The 21,176-nt window shown below is 29.7% G+C and carries 15 protein-coding genes; 10 read left to right on the forward strand and 5 right to left on the reverse strand.

The window, feature by feature from the left end; translation table 11 throughout:
• Window positions 1-180 precede the first annotated feature (180 nt).
• Window positions 181-1,866 carry an NAD+ synthase gene (locus tag UCYN_RS04710; protein ID WP_012954365.1) on the forward strand — a complete coding sequence of 562 codons (1,686 nt, stop codon included), beginning with the start codon at window positions 181-183 and terminating at the stop codon, window positions 1,864-1,866.
• Window positions 1,867-1,951: 85 nt separating this feature from the next.
• Here UCYN_RS04710 and UCYN_RS04715 read toward each other — a convergent pair whose 3' ends face one another.
• The 3 genes from UCYN_RS04715 to trmD all read right to left on the reverse strand — a co-directional run bounded on the left by UCYN_RS04715 (window position 1,952) and on the right by trmD (window position 4,905).
• Window positions 1,952-2,854, reverse strand: a complete 903-nt coding sequence (locus UCYN_RS04715) for a S66 peptidase family protein (RefSeq protein WP_012954366.1) — start codon at window positions 2,852-2,854, stop codon at window positions 1,952-1,954.
• 154 nt (window positions 2,855-3,008) lie between these two features.
• A complete protein-coding gene (gene hpnA / locus UCYN_RS04720) occupies window positions 3,009-3,995 on the reverse strand; it encodes a hopanoid-associated sugar epimerase (protein WP_012954367.1) in 987 nt (328 codons plus the stop codon).
• A 214-nt stretch (window positions 3,996-4,209) separates the two neighbouring features.
• Window positions 4,210-4,905, reverse strand: coding sequence for a tRNA (guanosine(37)-N1)-methyltransferase TrmD (trmD, locus tag UCYN_RS04725; RefSeq protein ID WP_012954368.1), 696 nt, complete (start codon window positions 4,903-4,905; stop codon window positions 4,210-4,212).
• A gap of 679 nt (window positions 4,906-5,584) precedes the next feature.
• On the opposite strand from trmD, the gene clpS reads away from it, so the two are divergent.
• From clpS to UCYN_RS04745, 4 genes are all read left to right on the forward strand, one after another.
• The gene (gene clpS / locus UCYN_RS04730) at window positions 5,585-5,878 is read left to right on the forward strand and encodes an ATP-dependent Clp protease adapter ClpS (protein ID WP_012954369.1); all 294 of its coding nucleotides are present in this window, start codon (window positions 5,585-5,587) and stop codon (window positions 5,876-5,878) included.
• A gap of 68 nt (window positions 5,879-5,946) precedes the next feature.
• Complete coding sequence (locus UCYN_RS04735; protein ID WP_012954370.1) at window positions 5,947-6,765, forward strand: CPBP family intramembrane glutamic endopeptidase; 819 nt, start codon at window positions 5,947-5,949, stop codon at window positions 6,763-6,765.
• Between the two features lie 107 nt (window positions 6,766-6,872).
• The gene (locus UCYN_RS04740) at window positions 6,873-9,188 is read left to right on the forward strand and encodes a heavy metal translocating P-type ATPase (protein WP_012954371.1); all 2,316 of its coding nucleotides are present in this window, start codon (window positions 6,873-6,875) and stop codon (window positions 9,186-9,188) included.
• 208 nt (window positions 9,189-9,396) lie between these two features.
• Entirely contained in the window at window positions 9,397-10,350 is a 954-nt protein-coding gene (locus tag UCYN_RS04745) for a DNA polymerase III subunit delta' (RefSeq protein ID WP_012954372.1), read from the forward strand.
• Window positions 10,351-10,353: 3 nt separating this feature from the next.
• On the opposite strand, the gene UCYN_RS04750 is transcribed toward UCYN_RS04745, so the two are convergent.
• The gene (locus tag UCYN_RS04750; RefSeq protein WP_012954373.1) at window positions 10,354-12,627 is read right to left on the reverse strand and encodes an ATP-binding protein; all 2,274 of its coding nucleotides are present in this window, start codon (window positions 12,625-12,627) and stop codon (window positions 10,354-10,356) included.
• A gap of 98 nt (window positions 12,628-12,725) precedes the next feature.
• Here UCYN_RS04750 and cobN point away from each other — a divergent pair, with 98 nt between their 5' ends.
• The 4 genes from cobN (at window position 12,726) to UCYN_RS04770 (ending at window position 18,556) form a co-directional block, all read left to right on the forward strand.
• Window positions 12,726-16,478 carry a cobaltochelatase subunit CobN gene (gene cobN, locus UCYN_RS04755; protein ID WP_012954374.1) on the forward strand — a complete coding sequence of 1,251 codons (3,753 nt, stop codon included), beginning with the start codon at window positions 12,726-12,728 and terminating at the stop codon, window positions 16,476-16,478.
• A gap of 124 nt (window positions 16,479-16,602) precedes the next feature.
• Complete coding sequence (gene sodN / locus UCYN_RS04760; protein ID WP_012954375.1) at window positions 16,603-17,085, forward strand: superoxide dismutase, Ni; 483 nt, start codon at window positions 16,603-16,605, stop codon at window positions 17,083-17,085.
• 24 nt (window positions 17,086-17,109) lie between these two features.
• Window positions 17,110-17,460 carry a nickel-type superoxide dismutase maturation protease gene (gene sodX, locus UCYN_RS04765; protein WP_012954376.1) on the forward strand — a complete coding sequence of 117 codons (351 nt, stop codon included), beginning with the start codon at window positions 17,110-17,112 and terminating at the stop codon, window positions 17,458-17,460.
• A 241-nt stretch (window positions 17,461-17,701) separates the two neighbouring features.
• Window positions 17,702-18,556 carry a 3'(2'),5'-bisphosphate nucleotidase CysQ family protein gene (locus UCYN_RS04770; protein ID WP_012954377.1) on the forward strand — a complete coding sequence of 285 codons (855 nt, stop codon included), beginning with the start codon at window positions 17,702-17,704 and terminating at the stop codon, window positions 18,554-18,556.
• 168 nt (window positions 18,557-18,724) lie between these two features.
• Here UCYN_RS04770 and cbiB read toward each other — a convergent pair whose 3' ends face one another.
• Complete coding sequence (cbiB, locus tag UCYN_RS04775) at window positions 18,725-19,708, reverse strand: adenosylcobinamide-phosphate synthase CbiB (RefSeq protein ID WP_012954378.1); 984 nt, start codon at window positions 19,706-19,708, stop codon at window positions 18,725-18,727.
• 869 nt (window positions 19,709-20,577) lie between these two features.
• Between cbiB and UCYN_RS04780 the strand changes: the two genes are divergently transcribed.
• Window positions 20,578-20,967: an AbrB family transcriptional regulator gene (locus UCYN_RS04780; RefSeq protein WP_012954379.1), complete on the forward strand. Its 390-nt coding sequence runs from the start codon at window positions 20,578-20,580 to the stop codon at window positions 20,965-20,967.
• Window positions 20,968-21,176 lie beyond the last annotated feature (209 nt).

Below are 21,176 nucleotides of genomic sequence, written 5' to 3' on the forward strand. Positions count from 1 at the left end.
TAAAGGATGACATTATAAAATTTGTTTCTTATTCAATAAACTTTTATATGAATAAGAATTTACAAGTAATACTTTAGAATGGTATCTAAGTCTAAAATACCGAAAAATAATATTTAAATTTATATTAATTAGTATAAAAAGTTTAGTTATTTATAAGATCAACATTTAAAATAACCAACTATGAAAATCTTAATCGCTCAGCTTAATCCTATTGTTGGTAATCTAAAATACAATGCTGACAGCATTTATAAGTCAGCTATTTTAGCAAAACAAAAAAACGTTGAATTATTATTAACTCCGGAACTTTCTTTATGTGGCTATCCTCCAAAAGACTTAGTTCTAAATACTAATTTTATTCAAAATTCATGGTTAGAATTACAAAAATTAGCGAAAAAAATACCACCAAAACTAGCAGTTTTAGTTGGGCTTGTTACTAAGAATTATTATTCAGAAATCAAAGGAGAGAAACCTCTATTTAATAGTATTGTTTTACTTCAAAATAATGCTATTAAACAAATTTTTCATAAACGTCTTCTACCAAATTATGATGTATTCGATGAAAAGCATTACTTTGAATCAGGGAAAGTGAGTAGTTTTTTTGAATTATCATCTTCTTCAAAAAGAAATGAGTCTTCCAGAATTGGAGTGACAATATGTGAAGATTTATGGAATGAAGAAAGCTTTTGGAGTAAAAGAAATTATAAAAATAATCCAATTAGAGATCTTGTTAGATACAAAGTCGATTTAATTGTTAATTTATCAGCTTCTCCATATGTTATTAATAAACAAAAAACCAGAGAATCTATTTTAAAACACAGTGCAAAACTATATCAGACACCTATTATTTATGTTAATCAAATTGGAGGTAACGATGATTTAATTTTTGATGGACATAGTTGTGCAGTGAACAAAAAAGGGGAAGTTGTTTTACGTACTAAAGGTTTTCAGATACGCACAGAGATTATTGAGTATCACCAGTCAATCAAAGACCTAACATTGAGCCTTAATAAAAATTCTATAACAGCAGAAGAAGAAGTTTGGTCAGCATTAGTATTAGGATTAAAAGACTATGTCATAAAGTGTGGATTTTCAAAAGTAGTCTTAGGCTTAAGCGGCGGTATAGACTCATCTTTAGTTGCTTCAATAGCAGTCGAGGCTCTAGGTGCGAAAAATGTTTTAGGAATACTAATGCCTTCTCCTTATAGCTCACAGCATTCAATTACTGACGCAAAACATCTAGCTGACAACTTAGGTATTAACAGTTACATGATTCCTATTGATAACATCATGTTGGCATATACTTATTCTTTAGATGTACTATTTAAAACAGTAGACATTGGAATTGCTGAAGAAAATTTACAATCAAGAATTAGGGGCAATATCTTAATGGCCATTGCTAATAAATTTGGACATTTACTACTTTCAACAGGTAATAAATCTGAAATATCAATAGGATACTGCACCCTGTATGGAGATATGAATGGTGGTATAGGTGTGATTGCAGATGTTTCAAAAACTCAAGTTTTTTCTCTTTGTAAATGGCTTAATAAATCTCAAGAGATTATTCCAATTAATATTCTCCTAAAACCTCCAAGTGCTGAACTAAAACCCAACCAAGTAGATCAAGATTCCCTACCTTCTTATAATATTTTGGACGATCTGTTAAATAGATTCATTAATCATCATCAATCTATCCAAGAACTACACAAGGTTGGGTTTGAGTATGATTTATTATATAGAGTAGCAAAGTTAATCATCCGTGCTGAATTCAAAAGAAAACAGGCTCCTCCAGGATTAAAGATTACGAATCGTGCTTTTGGTACTGGATGGAGAATGCCTATAGCAAGTCAATTAGAATTAAGTTAACTTACGGAAATATTCTTTTTTGTTGCAAGATATGTTGTATATGTATGCAATATATAAAATTTTTTATACAAAAAATCAAAAATTATTAATTTATAAAATCAAGATATCCTCTATCGCCATCTATACTAACTTTCATTCCTACTGGCAAAGTAGCATTTACCTTACCATGTCCGAAAGGTAAATTTGAGATAATAGGAATATTAAGATCCGATAAACGATCACGTAATACTTCTTCTACAGTCCAAGAAGGGTTTTTAGAAAAAGTATTACATTGGTTAAAGCTCCCTAGTGCAATTCCATTAATTTTGTTAAAGATTCCCATTAATCGCCATTGTGTTAATATTCTGTCAATTTTATAAGGATCCTCTCCGATATCCTCTAGTGCTAAAACTGTCCCATGAAAAGATGGTTGTAATGGAGTCCCTAATAAATGAGTGGCTACAGTTAAATTAGCTGGCAATAGTATTCCCCGATTAATACCTCCACCCCATCCTTCACCTTTTAGGCTCGGTAAACTAAGACCTTCAATATATCTGAAAAATCTTTCTACAGACCAACTAGGTTCGTTACATAATGTCGTCAGGACAGGACCATGAATGCTTTGAATATTTATACTGGCTAATTTCCAAAGCAATACTGTAATGTCTGAAAAACCTATAATCCATTTAGGATATTTTGCAAGTAAAGTATTTAATTCTTTCTGCTCAAATAGTCTAATACATCCATAACCTCCTCGAAGTGGAATAATAGCTTTACATATTGGATTTTGTAAAGCTTCTAAAAAATCACTTCTACGCTGACTATCTGTACCTGCTAAATAGCCATTAAATGCATTCCAATTTTTACTTAGAACTACATCGTATCCCTTCGAACGCCAAACTTCTATACCTTTTTCTAAATTGGATAATTCCATAAAAGGTCCACTTGGAGCAATAATTTGTACCTTGTCTCCTGGATTAAGAAAAGGTGGAGCTTGAAAAGAATCCATAAATATTATTAATTCTGTTTTTTTGTTTAAATTAATACTAAAAAATTATTACTATAAATCGAAAATATATAATTCTATAAGAAAAATCATACTGTAGTTAAGTCGCAGTACTTTATGAAATAAAAAATACTTACTATTATTAATAAATTAATGATTATACATATCCATTATTTACAAACCAGTCTATAGCATCTTTGAGTGAATCATTGATAGGTTTATAAGATATTTTTAATTCATTAACAGCCTTGGAAGAATCATAATACATGGATTTTGTAGACATTCTAACTCCATCTAAAGGAATTCCTTGTTTTTTTCCAAAAGAACATAATATATACTCTCCCATCCAAGCAAGTATCAAAGGTATCCATATTGGTAATGTTCTTCTAGGAGCTTTTAATCCAGTGAGATAAGATAATTCATCCAGTAAAGCTTTTAAGCTCATATTCTTATTGCCCAAAATATATCTTTGTCCTACTTCCCCTCTTTCTAGAGCTAAAATATGTCCATGAGCTACATCTCGAACATCGATTAAATTTAATCCTGTATCTACATATGCAGGCATTCTACGACGTAAAAATCTTAAAATAATTTCTCCGGTTGGAGTAGGCTTAATATCTAGTGGACCTATTGGAGTACTAGGATTAACAATAATAATATTTTGACCATTTGCTACAGCTTTATACACTTCTTGTTCTGCCCAATATTTAGACTTTTTATAATGTCCAATTATTTTATCTACAGGAGCTTGATAATTTTCGTTGACAATTTCTCCTGTTTCCTTTACTCCTATAGCAGCGACAGAGCTAGTATAGACAATGCGTTCAACATTAGCTTGCTTGGCTGCTTTTAAAATTGAACGAGTTCCAATCACATTACTAATATATAGTTGATTCTTATCTATTTGGTATAAAGAATAATAAGCAGCAACATGGAATAAAAATTTACATCCTCTTATTTTTTCTGCTAAATCAATATCATTGAGATCTCCAAAAACAATATCAACATCCAAATCTTTTAAGTTATTTAAAGTACTATGGCTGCGAGCTAAAACACGAACTTGATATTTCTTTTGTATTAAAAGTCTAACAAGGTTTGCACCTACGAAACCTGTGGCACCAGTGACAAATACTTTAGTAGTCATAATTTATAACAAGAAAAAAATTTATTTTAAACGTATTGCTCTATAAGGTGTAGTGGCGATTGTTAGTATCTTATGAAATTAAAATCGCTTATTAACTTGGAGTATAAAAATACTACTTCTCATAGTAATTAATTATTAATTAAAAGATGATAAGAATTTTTTCTTAAAAACTAGTAAATTACTGTAAGTATTTAAAGATATTTATACTTCAAGCTTAGTATGTATCAGATTTTAACCATTTTTCTAAGAGATCAGGACGACGTTTCTGAGTACGTTGTATTTGTTGCTCTTGTCTCCACCTTGCAATTAGCTTGTGGTTTCCCGATCTTAATATATCAGGAACATGCATATTTTTAAAAACAGGAGGATGAGTATATTGAGGATAATCTAATAAGCTATGTTCAAAACTTTCAGTTTTTAAAGATTCTAATTTTCCAACAGTTCCAGGTAAAAGACGAATTACTCCATTCATTAATGCTAGTGCTGGGATTTCTCCACCAGTAAGTATAAAATCACCTAAAGAAATTTCCTGATTAGCTAAAAAACGAATTCTTTCGTCAAATCCTTCATAATGTCCACAAATTAAAATAAGTTGTTCATAATTAGTTACTAAAGTTTGCAAAATATCTTGAGTTAACGGAGAGCCTTGAGGAGATAGAAGAATTGTGGTTCTTTTAGGTAAAAGTTCTAAGGAATCAATTGCTGCAAAGATTGGTTCAGGCTTTAGTAACATTCCCACACCGCCTCCATAAGGCTTATCATCAACTTTATGATGCTTGTCAACAGCAAATTGACGGGGATTAACTAAGTTAATCTTTGCAATATTTTTACCAAGTGCTTTTCCAATAAGTCCAGATTGCAATCCAGATGTAAAAAAATTAGGAAATAAGGTAACAACATCAAACTTCATAAATATCCTAAAAACCAAAAATAGTATTTAATTAATTGAATCCAAGCCGAATTCTAAAGCTCAGTATAGTTATAGTACATAAAATATAAATTCGCTTCTGAATATATATTGTTTTTTTAAGCTTATTAATTTTTTCAAAAAGTCAATAAACTCTATTAGTATTCATTGAAAATTTTTATGAAGTTGTCATAGGCCTATTCTGATAAAAATATCATAACAATTATTAATCACTGAGTAATTCCTTTAAAATATCTCTTGATTCTTTTCTATATGTGGATTTATATGTAAAAAACATAAGAAAATAATATATGTTTGACATACAGAAAAAACACTATTGAAGTTTTATCATAATGAATAGGTTATGAATATATTTCAAATTTATCTCAAAAAAATAACTTCAAATGGATAAAAATTATTACTTCTCTTTAATGTATATTCTATATGTAAATATAGAATATGTATGCCGTTTTTTAGGCATTCAAGCTTAATATGCCGAACAAAAAAAATAATTTTTATTTTTCTTTGTAAGTTATAATCATAAAAGAATCTTTTATATTCTGCTGTTAAAAAATATAAAAAATTAAATTTTGATACATAACTTTCAAGATTTAGAATTATTTATCAAAATAAAAATAATTTATATAAAAAACTATGCGATAGATTCTTAAAGAGGTAATTTATGGTAACAGATGTAATAGAAAAGATATCTTTAAATACTTCCACTACTAAAAAACCAGTTCCCAGATATAAGGTCTTACTTCATAATGACGACTTTAATCCTATGGATTATGTGGTACAAATTCTGATGCAAACGATATCAGGAATGACTCGTCCTCAAGCCGCTGAAATAATGATGGAAGCTCATATAAGTGGAACTGCTTTGGTTATTACTTGTGCTTTTGAACCAGCCGAATTTTATCGTGAGACTCTAAAAAATCATGGCTTAAGTAGTAGTATCGAACCAGATGAATAAAAAATAAAAATATTAACTAGATACTTCTTAAAGTACATTTACTACATTTAAAATTTAATTATAAATAATTGAAAATTAACTACTCTATAGTTTCTCGTTACCCAGCACCCTTAAGATTAGGGGTGTTTATTGTTTCACTATTAATTCTCTGGTTGCCTACTGCAATCCCATTCTTTTTCTTATTTAAAGATGATTTAAACTTCAGAACAATTGTAACGATGAGTTTATTGTATATAAACTTTATTATTCTCTTATTCTTTTGGAATAGTAAGATACATGGAATAAGTAATTGGTGGCGAATATATGGATTAACTTTTACGAAAAAAAATATAATAGAGTTACTTAATGGATTAACTATTGGCCTCTTTTTTACTTTTGGATTATTTTTTGTAGAGATGATTTTAGGATGGGTTGTTTTTGTTAAACCATCACAAAATTTATCATCACTCATATTTGAAGGCTTATTAAGTGCTTTCGCAATTGCTTTTGCAGAAGAATTACTTTTTAGGGGATGGCTATTAGAAGAATTGAAGATGAACTATTCTATAAAGACTAGTTTGGTATGTAATAGTTTTATCTTTGCAACTTTGCATTTTTTAAAACCTTTACAAGAAGTTATAAGGACTTTTCCTCAGTTTCCTGCTTTGTTTTTAATAGGTATGATTCTAGTACAAGCTAAAACAAAATGTAATAATAGATTAGGAATTTGTATTGGAATTCATGGAGGACTAGTTTGGGGGTATTACATACTCAATGTAGGTAAAATTATCAAATATACTGGTAAAGCATCTTTAATTTTTACAGGAATTGATAACAACCCAATTGCCGGAATCATGGGATTAGCAGGGTTAATAATATTGTTTTTTCTAGTGAGATGGAAGAGATGATATTAGGATTTACATACTACTTATATTATTTAAATTTTATTAATATAATAAAATTTAAATAGGCATTATAAATTCAGTTTCACAAGCTTATCACTGGTTAGTAAAGTATGGCCTCTCCTCTTCAAGAATCAAAAAAAACTACATCTTCATCTCTTTTCAAAACAATCACTTTTGATGTAGCAGGTATGAAATGTGCTAGCTGTGTTAAAGCTATAGAAGAAAAACTTTCAGAACAGCCTGGAGTGATTTCTGCTCAAGCCAATTTAATTACTCAAGTTGCTGTTGTTATATACAATCCTGAATCTACAGAACCATCAGTTTTAACTAATAAATTAACAGCAGTAGGCTTTCCTTCTAGTATTCGTGATTCGCAAAATCTTACTGTTCAACAAAGAAAATCAAAGAGTGATCAATCTAAACAAACAGAAGAAATACATCAAAAAATTAATCTTTTTATTGCTGCTATTCTAATTTTCATTTCTAGCCTTGGACATTTGACATATATAGGAGGACCAGATTTTTTTGTATTAAACGATTTAAGATTTCACTGGGTGTTAGCTACTATAGCTATAGCTATCCCAGGATTTGATATTTTTCTTGATGGTTGGCGTGGATTAGTTAATGGAATGGCCAATATGAATACATTGGTTGGATTAGGAACTTTTAGTGCGTATTCAATTAGCTGTATTGCATTAATTTTTCCTGAATTAGGTTGGGAATGTTTTTTTGATGAGCCAGTAATGTTGTTGGGATTTATTTTACTGGGGCGTATTTTGGAGAAGAGGGCCAAGAATCGTGCCTCATCAGCTTTAAAGTCTTTAATTGAATTACAGCCTACATTTGCTCGCCTAAGTAGTGATCCATATTCGGAAAATCAATCTAGTATAGAAATTCCTGTCGAGCAAGTTCGCTTAGGAGAATATATAAAAATATTACCTGGTGATAAAATTCCTGTAGATGGAGAGATTATCACTGGAGAAACTACTATTGACGAATCATTGGTAACGGGAGAATCAATGCCTGTGGCCAAAAAAATAGGTGATGAGGTATCTGTAGGAACTCTAAATCATTCTGGTCTAATTATTATCAAAACAATTCGTATTGGCAATGATACAACTTTGTCTCAAATTATTTTCTCAGTTGAGAATGCTCAGATGTTAAAGCCTCCTATTCAAAAACTGACTGATACAATAGCTGGGTATTTCGCATATGGAATAATTTCTCTTTCAATACTAGTATTTATCTTCTGGTTTGCCATAGGGACAAATTGGTATCCTCAAGTATTAAATGCAAATTATAATAACACTTCATTTTTATTGAGCTTAAAACTAGCAATTTCGGTTCTAGTTGTTGCATGTCCTTGCGCCCTGGGACTGGCAACTCCTATGGCTATATTAGTAGGAACAGGTATAGGAGCTAAGAAAGGCATATTAATTAAAAATGGAGATGTTTTAGAAAAAGTTTCGCAGCTGTATGCAGTAGTATTCGATAAAACTGGTACTCTTACTACTGGACATCCTGTGGTAACTGGTTGTAAATCTTTTGGTGTACTTAGTTCTCAATATTTATTACAATTGGCTGCTACCGTAGAAAATGGCACTAATCATCCACTAGCCCTGGCTATTATGGAAGAAGCTAAAAGAGAAAATTTATCTTTATTGAAAGCAAAAAATTTCTGTACAAAAATTGGATCAGGAGTCACTGCTGAGGTTGAAGAAAAAGAAATTTGGTTAGGAAATAAAAATTGGTTACTAAATAATGGATTTAATTTTAACTCCAATTCTTATTATCTGGAATCATTAACCCAAAAAGGGGAAACGATTATTTATGTAGGTATAAATAAATCGATAGAAGGTTTTTTAACTTTAAAAGATACATTAAGACCAGAAGCCCAAGAAACTATCTTAGAACTAAAGAAAAAAGGATTAGAAATTATATTATTAACTGGAGATAATCCAAAAGTTGCTGCAGCGATCGCAACTGAACTAGGAATTAACAAGTTTTTTGCTCAAGTTAACCCTAGTAACAAAGCTAGTGTGATCAAAGATTTACAAAAGCAAGGAAAAATAGCAATGGTAGGAGATGGTATTAATGATGCACCAGCTCTAGTTCAGGCAGACATAGGAGTTTCTTTACAAGGATCTACTCAGATAGCTTTGGAAAGCTCTGATATTGTTTTAATGAGTGGAAGTATTTTAGACATTTTAACAGCTATAAATCTTAGTCTAGCAACATTTACAAAAATTCGTCAGAACCTTTTATGGGCCTTTGGATATAATACTCTGTCAATTCCTCTCGCAGGAGGAATTCTATTGCCTAGCCTAGGTCTAACTATTAGTCCTGTAATTGCCGCGGCTTTAATGGCTTCTAGCTCTATAATAGTAGTAATAAATTCTTTATCTCTCCGCTATCAATTTCGTTAATAAATCAAATCATTTGGTTTATTAAATTTATGAAACTAATTAGTATCAATATTAAAAAAAGAATTTAATTAATATATTTTAAGGCCATTCTCTATTTATGAAATATAGGTAATATATAAATAGGTAATATATAAACTATATATTGCAAGCTATAAAATTATTCTTAATCTTTCTATTATTTGGATACAATTTTTTTGATTTTATTAATATGGATAATTTTCAACATTTAATAGGTCAAACACAGAGTACTACTCTATTAAAACAAATTATCATTAAAAACAAGATTGCTCCTGCTTATCTTTTCTCTGGGCCAACAGGAGTAGGGCGTAGGCTAGCTGCAAGATCTTTTTGTAAATCAATATTCTCACTTTCAAAAGTATTACAAGAAAATCAGACCACTCTCGAGCATAGAATTTTAAATGGTAATCATCCAGATCTTTATTGGATAGAGCCAACATATCAATATAAAGGAAAGTTATTTACGATAAGACAAGCTCAAGAAAATGGATTAAAAAGCAATTCATCTCCTCAAATTCGTATAGATCAGATTCGAAATATTACTAATTTCCTGAGTCGCCCACCTCTAGAAAGCATTCGCTCTGTTGTAATAATAGAAAGCGCAGAAATGATGACTGAAGCTGCATCTAATGGATTGTTAAAAACCTTAGAAGAAGCTAAGTTGGCAACAATAATTTTGATTGTATCTAATCAAAATTTATTATTACCAACCTTGGTATCTCGTTGCCAAATAATTCCTTTTTACAATTTATCAGAAAAAGATTTAAAACAAGTTTTAAGAAAATCAGATTATGAAAATATAATAAATGAAGAAAAAATAATAAAATTAAGCCAAGGAAGCCCTGGAAAGGCAATTGGTTATTGGAATCAATTACAACTTATTCCCTCTGAAATTACAGATACTTTAGAGAAAATACCGTTAAGTTATTTAAACTCGTTAGAGCTATCAAAAAAAATCACTGTGGAATTAAATAATTCAACTCAAATATTTTTAATTGACTATATGCAGCATTTTTATTGGGTAAAGTTTAGAAATAAAAACTTACTTGAATTATTAGAGTTGTCTAAGAGTTATCTACTTAGGTATTTAAACTCAAGATTAGTTTGGGATTCTCTATTAATAAAAATTAGTAATATTTTATAAATGTTAAGTATTAAAGTTTATATTTTCAGAATTTAGTGTTAGGGTTTTTATTCTTTTGAGTAAAAAGTTAGATTGTATAGGTTTTATAAGATAATCGTCAATTCCTGTTTCGGCAATTTCTAGCCATTCTTTAGATGTAATTGTATCTTTTAGAAATAGTACTTTTATAGATTTAGTCTCTGAAGATTTCTTCAAAAGTTTACTTATCTTAAGGGCTTTAGATAAATCTTGGTCTAAGATAATTGCTATGGGCTGAATTAGCTCTATTTTCCTTATTAATTTAATATCATTAATTAACCAAATAAAATAATAATTAGCTGATGTTAATAACTTTTCAAGAAGAGTTGCAATTTTATTATTACTTTCTATTAAAATAATAACTCTAGTCGAAAACAATGATTCTTTTCGGCTTATTAATTTATTATTGGATCTATTTTTAAATTGAGACTGGTTTGGAATTCTTATTGTAAAAATAGACCCCTTATTGACTAAAGAATCTACTTCAATAGTTCCACTATGTAATTCTACTAGTTGTTTCGTTAAAGCTAAACCTAACCCTGTCCCTCCATAAACGCGTTTCCTATGATTTTCTAGCTTTTGAAATAATTTAAATAACAATGGTATTTGCTCTGTCTTTATACCTATTCCTGTATCTTCTACTTGCCAAACTACTTCTTCTCTATGCCTCCAAACTCTTAATATGACAGTCCCATTTTCTGGGGTAAATTTTAAGGCATTGTTTAATAAGTAATAGAGAATATGTTTCATTTTTACAGGATCGGCTAAAAATGTATCTTCTATAGAATTAATCCTTAAATCTAGTTTTAAATTAATGTGTCGGTGAACTTCTTCTTTATAGACTTTTTGTAAAATGTTTTTGGCAATATCACTTAAAGAAAATTCTTGAATATTTAGTAAGCATTTTCCTGTTTGTAAATTTGAATATTCTAAAATTTCATTAATTATTTGAAGTAAATTTTCACCACTATTTTGAATAGTGGCTAAGTAATGTTTTCGTTTTTCTAAAGATAATGTTGAATTTTCTTTTGACCAATATAATAAAGTTCCCGACAACCCAATAATACAAGTTAATGGAGTACGTAACTCATGACTCATATTACCCAAGAATTCACTTTTAGAATAATTAGCTGCTTGAGAAGCGACTAAAGTATCACATAATTCTTGTGTTCTTTTAATAACTTTTTGTTTTAATACATATTTTTCTTTTTGAACCTGAGAATAAAGCTGTGCTTGATAAAGAGCAACGGCTAGATGCTCTGCGATTTTTTCTAAAGTGACTTTTCCATCACTTAACCATCTCCGTTTCTGTAAACATTGATGTGCAACTAAAAGTCCCCACAAATTATCGTTTATTTTGATAGGAGCTACTATCTCAGAAAGTATCCAAAACTTACTAGGTAAATTGTAAAAACATGAATGAATGAAAGAATAATTATTGATATCATCTTCAAAAGTAATTGATCTTTTTTGATATTTTGCAATCTTTGTAAAAACCTTACTTTCTATTAAAATTTTTAATAAGGAAGGAATATCTCTAGTAGCAAGTGATTCATGAACTACATATCCATTTCCTTTGATTAAATCATAGTCTTTTGAAGTAATTAACTGTTTATTGTTAAATTTATAAACAATTAAACGATCAGCTCCTAAAATTTCTCTCGATTCTTTAACAGTATTCTCTAGGATAGTTGGTATATCGAGAGATTGACGGATTTTACTAATTACTTGACTTAAAAGCCTTTCTGCTCTTAGCTGGCCTTCAATCTCTTTCTTAAGAGGAGAAGTAACTAATAAATTTTGATCAATAGTACATAAATTATTATTTTTTTTAGGTTCTAATATATCTCTTAGATTATTATTCAGGTATTGTAGTAAATTCGTTGACTGTATGTGATTGATTTTTAGATAAGGAACAATTTTTTTCTTCCATACTGAAGAGTCATTCAAATGTATATATAATTTTTGAACGAAGTTATTTATATCCTTTGGTTTTGTAGTAATTGTAACTTGGTAAGATAAAGATGAGGTGTCTAAAACACCTTGAAGTAAGATGCTAAATTTTGGAGACAAAAAAAGATAAAAAGTTTTTAAGTCTAATGATATAGAAGGATTTTCTTCTAAAGTAAAGATAGAATTTGTCAACAAGATACCTTTAGGGCCTTCAATGCTCAAAAGCTTTTCTAAAAGAGAACAAAGCTTTTCAAATGTGTATATAGATATAATTCGTTGTAAAATAAACTCTTTGGGAAGATTCATCGGTTTAGACAAGGCTAAAGGGAAAAAGGAGGATGCAATTTTTGTTTTTTCTATCCTATCTTGGAAGCTTGATGTTATTTAAATACTGAGGAAATGTAATGCATAGAATAGCTTCAAATTCTGGAAATTGGGATACGGGGAAAAATGAAGTCGTTCTTATAGAGCAAAATCAAGCTCCGATTGTATTTTTAACAGCAGCAGACACAGATATTCAAAGCCTAGCAAATTCTTTGCATCTTTTACCTGATAATTTTCAAAAAATACGTGCTCTAAATATTTTGCATTTAAAGCAACAGGTAAGTATTGATTATTACTCAGACAAAGTATTGTCTAAATCTAAAGTTATCATTTTACGCTTACTAGGAGGAAATTCATATTGGAATTATGGATTAGAAGTTGTTAAAAATATTGCTGAATTAAACAACATAAGCCTTTTTGTCCTACCAGGAGACGATATTTCCGATACTATCTTAATGAGTCATTCAACAGTTCCATTGTATCAGTGCAATAAATTGTGGAACTACATAAGCGAAGGAGGACAAAAGAACTGGCTAAATGCGCTAAAGTATATTTCTAATAATTGTTTCAAAACTAAATATAACACTGAAGAGCCGGAGATAGTACCAAATTTTGGAATTTATCGAAATAATGATTGGGTTGATAATGTAAATCAAAAAAATGTTGTCATACTCTTTTATCGTTCACATTATCTTTCGGGTAATTTATTACCAATAGATTCCTTATGTGAAAGTTTATTAAGTAAAAAATTAGTCCCTTTACCAATATTCGTTACTTCTCTAAAAGATATTAATATTCAAATTGAATTAATCGATTATCTACAGAATATAAAGAACAATTCTTATGAATTATTAATTAACACTACCAGTTTCTCAATTGCAAAAATTGATAATGATCATAAATTTATTAATAATTTATGGGAGAAATTAGATTGTCCAGTTTTGCAAGTAATCTTTAGTAGCTCAACATTACAACAATGGAATGAAAGTTCTCAAGGTCTAACTCCTAGAGATGTAGCTATGAATATTGCTTTACCAGAGATCGATGGGAAAATTATAACTCGTGCGATTTCTTTCAAATCCGTTAAAGTGTGGAATAAAGATTTAGAGACAAATGTTGTTATTTATTCACCTATCAAAGATAGAGTTGATTTTGTCGTTGATTTAACTAGTAATTATATTAATCTCAAAAATACCCCTGTCTCTGAAAGGAAGATTGCCATAATTTTAGCTAACTACCCCAACAAGAATGGTAGGATTGCAAACGGTGTTGGATTAGATACCCCAGCAAGTTGTATAGAAATTCTTAAGGCATTAGAAAAAGAAGGTTATAGCATTAAGGATATACCTACATCAGGCGATGAGCTAATAAGATATTTAACAAAAGGTGTAACAAATGATCCTGAAAGTAAGGAACTACGAGTAGTTTATCAGTCAGTTTCTTATACAGAATATAAACAATATTTTCAAACTTTACCTTCAAAAATTAAAAACGAAATTGAAGAGCGCTGGCAACATATCTTTAATAATGTAGATATATCATTCCCAATTTCTGGTATTCAATTAAAAAATATTTTCATAGGTATTCAACCGTCTAGAGGCTACGATTTAGATCCTAGCCTAAATTATCATGCTCCTGACTTAGAGCCAACACCTCATTATTTAGCATATTATTATTGGTTGAAAAATAAGTTCAAAGCTTCAGCAATTATTAATATAGGAAAACATGGTAATTTAGAGTGGTTACCAGGGAAAAGCCTTGCATTGTCATCAACTTGCTATCCTGAAGTTGCACTAGGCAGTATTCCTAATTTCTATCCTTTTATTGTTAACGATCCAGGCGAAGGAGCACAAGCTAAGCGCCGTTCACATGCAACTATCATAGATCATCTTACTCCTCCTTTGACTCGTGCAGAGTTATATGATGATTTAGAACAATTAGAGATTCTTATTGATGAATATTATGAAGCACAAGCTTTAGATCCTAAACGTCTAAAAATAATTACTAATAGTATTAAAAAACTAATTGTCACAACCAAAATTAATAATGATTTAGGCGTAGAAAAAGTTGATTCTGATTCTTTATCTACATTTCTAAGGTTGGCGGATGGATATTTATGTGAACTTAAAGAAGCACAAATTAGAGATGGGTTACATGTATTCGGGAAGTGCCCTCAAAATGTTCAATTAAGAGATTTGATTTTGGCAATTGCTCGCTCACCTGGATTTAATAGAATTGGTTTAACTACAGCACTAGCTAAAGATATAAAATTAACTTTTAATCCTCTGACAGCAAACCTTGGCGATTCTTTCTCTGATTCTATTTTTTCTACTTTTATACCTCAAAATCTTCTTTTGCAACTTCAGAAATCATCCTCTATTGGTGATGTCGTAGAAGTCTTAGAAAAGTATTCGCAAAATTTAATTGAAAATCTAATTAATGGTACTGAAATTACGGAAATTATTTACTTCCAAAATACTTGTAAAGAAGTTAATTGGATACAAAAATTTTTAATTCCAAAATTATATGAAACTGATCAAGAAGTTAGTAACTTACTTAAAGGATTAGATGGTAAATATGTTCCTAGTGGAGCATCAGGTACTCTAACTAGAGGGAAAGTAGAAGTCCTTCCTACAGGTAGAAATTTTTACTCAGTTGATATTCGTGCTATTCCTACTCAAACAGCTTGGGCTGTAGGGAAAAAAGCAGCAGAAATTCTTGTTGAAAAATATACTCAAGACAATGGAGAATATCCAAAGACTTTAGCGATATCAATTTGGGGAACTTCAACGATGAGAACAGGTGGTGATGACATAGCCCAGGTTTTTGCTTTATTAGGAGTAAAACCTATTTGGGACAGATCTAGAGTAATAGATTATGAAATTATTCCTTTATCGGTATTAGGGAGACCTCGTGTTGATGTAACAGTAAGAATATCAGGCTTTTTTAGAGATAGTTTTCCTAACTTAATATTATTATTATCAAATATAATTGAGGATTTATCAAAACTAGAAGAAGAAAAAGATGCTAATCCTTTAGCTATGCAAGTTAAAGAAGAAAAGTTATTTTGGAAAGAAAAAGGTTTAACTGATCAACAAGCACATTTAAAATCTTGTTATAGAATATTTGGTTCAAAGCCTGGAGCGTATGGAGCCGGTTTACAGGGTCTGATTGAAGCTCAAAACTGGCAAGATGATAACGATTTAGCTAGAGCTTATATCAATTGGAGTTGTTATGCTTATGATAAAAGTGGAAAAGCAGACAAAGTTCCTGAAATATTTGAAAAAAGATTAAAACAGTTGCAAATTGTTCTACATAATCAAGATAATCGAGAACATGATTTGCTAGACTCTGACGACTACTACCAATTTCAAGGAGGTTTGACTGTCGCTATTAGAAGTATAACTGGCAAAAATCCTCAAACTTACTTTGGAGACAATTCTATAATTGATAATCCTAAAGTAAAATTACTTAAAGAAGAGATATCTAAAGTATATCGTTCTCGTGTTGTTAATCCTAAGTGGATCAAGGGCATTATGAGACACGGTTATAAAGGTGGTTTTGAAATGGCAGCTACAGTTGATTATTTATTTGCTTATGATGCAACGGCAAATTGCGTAGAAGATTTTATGTATGAAGGAATAGCTCAGAAATATATTTTTGATCAAGATGTAAGGCAATTTATAGAAGAAAAAAATCCTTGGGCTTTAAGAGATATTTCAGAAAGGCTTCTGGAAGCTAACCAGAGAGGCTTATGGGCAGATGTAAATGAAAAAATGCTTGACGAATTAAGAGAAGTTATTCATGAAGCAGAAAGAATAATAGAAGAATAGTTGGTATAATTTTCTATTATGTTCGTATGTATAATTTTACTTTAAAGAAAATTTTTAAATTTGCATCGAATTAAGTATTTTAATGATACCATTTAGTAGTCCATAACGAAGGGTGATTATAATTATGAACCTATTAAAAACAATAGCTACCCAAGTTAAAAATTGGTTTCCTGCTCCTACTGTCCATGCTCATTGCGATGGACCCTGTGGTGTATACGACCCAGCTTCAGCTAGAATTGCAGCCGAAGCAGTAGTATCAATGACAAAAAAAATTTTAGATTTACAGCCTCCAACTTCAAATAATATCGAAGCAGTAGCTGCCTATCAAAATACTCTATCTAGATATATTGCAATCAAAGAAGAACAGGCACACATAGCAAAAAAAGAACTTTTAGTTCTTTGGACAGACTATTTCAAACCTGTACATCTTGAGCAATATCCTGACTTACATACTAAATTTTGGAATGCAGCAAAACTTTGTTCTGCTTGCAAAGTAGAAGTAAACTCAGATAACACAGAAAAATTAATGTCTGCAATAGAAGATATTCAAAGTATTTTCTGGCAAACAAAAGGGAGAACTGATGTTTCTTGGTATAGAGCTAATTAAGTTAGTTTTTAAATTTTATTCTACATGTCTTGTATACGAAACAGTAACATAATAGATCTTGTACTTTGGCTACTAGGAAAACGACAACGCTTTAGAGTTGAAGGATTGTCAATGCTTCCTTGCCTCAATCCAGGAGATGAATTACTAATTTGTAAACAAACTAGTAATTTCCTGGCTCCTTCTATTACAGACATTGTTGTAGTATCACATCCACATTGCGCAGACTTATTATTAATTAAAAGAGTAATTTCTATTAATAAAGATGGATCTTGTTTTGTTAGAGGAGATAATCTTCTACATAGTACGGATAGCCGCTCATTTGGATGGATAGAACCTGAGTTGATTCTCGGTTATGTTACTAGTCGATTTCTTTAATTCTAAAATAGAAGTACCTTAAAAATTGACTTTTAATTTTTATGAATGAAAATTATTAATGTTGTATTAGATCTATATAACATTACATTTTTCTAAGTTTAAAATTTATAGTATTATGGGCTGGTAATTAATTCCTAGCCCTCTTTTTATTTATAAATAATAGAAATGAACTTTACTATATTTTTTTAAACATACAAAATGTCAATAATCAAATAACATATGTTTTGGAAAATTTATAACTATGAAGTTAAAAGAAATTGAAACCATAACTCGTTCAATAGCTTGGGGTGCATCTAAAATTTTACATTCCTATTATTGTGGAAAAAATAGATTTGAAACTATTGAGTCTTCTAAAGGCAATCCTGTAACTACTGCTGATATTAAATCTAATGCTTATATCTTGAAAAACTTACAAGCATTTTTTCCACAAGATACTTTCGGTTATCTTAGTGAAGAGAATTATAAAAATAATAATTGTATAAAAAAAGATTGGGTATGGATTATTGATCCTTTAGATGGTACTAAAGAGTTTATTAATCAAACAGGAGAATATGCTTTACATATTGCTTTAGCATACAAAGGGCGCCCCTATGTAGGTGTGGTGGCTATCCCTGAAGCTCAAACAATTTATTTTGCGACAAAGGGATATGGAACATTTGTTGAAAAACTTAATCATAAGATTACTCAAATTAAAGTATCAAATAAAAATACAATTAAAAATCCGTCTTTAGTAGTAAGTCGTTCTCATAGAAATAATCGATTTCAGTCACTTATAAATTCTTTTTCAACAAAAGACATAATATACATGGGTGGTTTAGGTAAAAAAATTACAACTATCCTGGAGAAAAAAGCAGATGTTTATCTCTCTATATCTGGTAAATCTGCACCTAAAGACTGGGATTTTGCAGCTCCAGACTTAATTCTTACTGAGGCAGGAGGAAAATTTACTTATTTTAATGGTGACACCCCAATCTATAACCGTGGAGATGTATCTCAATGGGGTAATTTTATAGCTAGCAATGGAAGTTCTCATCAAGCTTTATGTGAAAAATTCATGAATATCTTAAATCATGTTGATAAGAAAGCTATTCTATAAATCACATGTTTAAGATGAATTATGTAAAAACTTAACATAGTTCATAAGATAGTAACTATTAATATTAATTTGGTAAATGCAAAACTTTTAAGTAATGACGATAATATAAGATGTATGTTGAGTTATTTAATATTTTCGATTCACATATAAGTAGATAAAGTATAGTTACTATGTGGATATTGAATTTTTTATATAAATTAAAGTTATTCCTAATATTAACCAACATAAACTACACATGCGTTTTAATGTCAGGGCTTTTTCTATCGTATTAAATGTAATTGATTCGATAGGTTCTCCTAGTAAAGGTTTGTCTTTAACTACGTCACCATAGATATTTTTCCCTCCCAATTGAACTTTTAATATAGCAGCATAGACACTCTCGCTCCATCCTGAGTTTGGACTTATATCCTTAGTTCCATCACGATTACAGACTGAAAAAACATAATAAGGCCTTCCTGCTAGTATTGCTAAAGTCAGAACTCCAAGACGACACGGGATCCAAGTTAAAATATCCTCTAAATTTGCACTAAACCATCCAATATCAGCAAAAGGTTCTTTTTTATAACCAATAGTAGAGTCAAGAGTACTAGAAGCTTTGTAGGCAAGAGCGAAAGCCAGGCTATTGGTATGAGGTAGTAAAGCGCCAATTATTGCATAAAATAAAGGTGCCATTACTCCATCTATGGAGTTTTCTGAAATAGTTTCTAATACAGTACGCCAAATATTTTTCTGGGAAAGATGAGTAGTACTTCTACCTACATATTGACTAAGTTTTATTCTAGCAAGATTAATTTTTTTTCTATTCAAGGGGATAAAAACATCGTAAGCTGCCAATCTTAAGCTTCTTCCAGCAAAACAACTAGCCAAAAAAATACTTTCTATGACAACTCCTATTAGAGGAGAAAAATGATATTTAATCAAACCAATCATCCAACCGAAAACCCCGCTACCAACAACTAACAGCAAACCCAAGACAATCCCTGTACAACGGCGCATAAATCTTTTTTTAAACGATTTAAGAAGAAAATTAGAGCATTTAACAATTAACCATCCCATAACTTGTACAGGATGCAAATATTTAGATGGATCACTAACTAAGTAATCAATTAAGCTGGCTACGATCAAAATAATTATGGAAAAATCAGTATTCAAAATGATGTCTTATTCTTTAGTTGATTATTATTAATAATACCAATAATTTTTTTATACTTTTGATAATGTTCATGGTGATTAAATAATTAAGATTATTTATTATTTAAAAATTATATAAAAAATTAAAAAACAACAAATAGCATAAAAACTACTATGAATCTTCTTTGGACATAGAGGGTATTTATTATTTTTATTGATAGATTTAAAATCTTCTCTAATTTTCTATTAATATAAATAATAATTTTCAAAAAACAAAAAACTCATAATTAGTACAACATTAATTTGGGTTTAGTTAAAAAAAAATCAATGTTTTTTCTAAAGAATAGAGGATTTGATTTCTTATTAAGAAAATCCTCAGGATTATACTTAACGGTTATGTGATAAATAACTATCAATATAAGTCTTGTTATGAAGAAATGTTGGAATAATTAATGAAAGTATTCCTTCTTTATCTTTAAAAAATTACTTTTAAGGGTAGGTATTATTTGATACTGTGATTTTATAATACAGTTATATAAACAATAAATCTAAATATAGTATATGGCTAACAATACGACAATTACAGCATGTTAGTTAGATTATTTCTTTGTTTTTCTAAAAATAGAATTACTGATTTTTATTCACCTTATAATACTTTCATTTAGAAGAGAACGAACAAAGATAAACATTTATAAATTTATTAATATTAATAATAAAACATTAAGGGTAATAGATTATTAATCTTCTGAAATATGTGGATAAAATCTACAAATTATGTGTAAGATAATTGTATAGATAGTTAGTAATTTTAAGTTTTTTGATCGTTATTACTAACTTAATCAACTATTATTCTGTAAACCTAATTAATTAAATAATTACCTTCTAAATTAATGAAACAAATTAAACCCTTAACCGGCATAGATCTACTTCAAAAAGTTGGAGAGTTAAGTAAAGAAGCTAAATTTAGTAAAGAAGAAAAAGCAAAAGCTTGCGGTTATTATACTAAAACAAAAAATGGAGTAGAGCGCGTTAATATGATGAAGTTTCTTAATGCTTTAATTGATGCTGAAGGTATTGAACTTGATAGTAGTTCTGAAGGCCAAGGAAGAGGTGGACGTTCAGCTAGCTATAAAATTAGTGTTCAATCCAACGGTAATCTTCTTATTGGTTCAGCATATACAAAAAAAATGGGATTAGAATCTGGAGATGAGTTTGAAATTACCTTAGGGCGTAAACATATTCATCTAAAACAAGTTGGAATAATGGATGAGAGTGAATAGCGTTTATATACAACTCTTTTGTTATTAGATAATTTTATTTAATAGCGTTACTCGGATAAAAGCTGAGCAACGCTAATAGAAAAACATTAATATAAAATAAATATTTTTATCAAATTTAGAACTATGTTCATAAATAGTTTTGAATTCAGTTGTTTTATGAACTTAAACTGAAAGATCAATAATAATACCATCTATAAAAAATCATTTAT

This window comes from Candidatus Atelocyanobacterium thalassa isolate ALOHA (assembly GCF_000025125.1).
Taxonomy (GTDB): Bacteria; Cyanobacteriota; Cyanobacteriia; order Cyanobacteriales; family Microcystaceae; genus Atelocyanobacterium; species Atelocyanobacterium thalassae.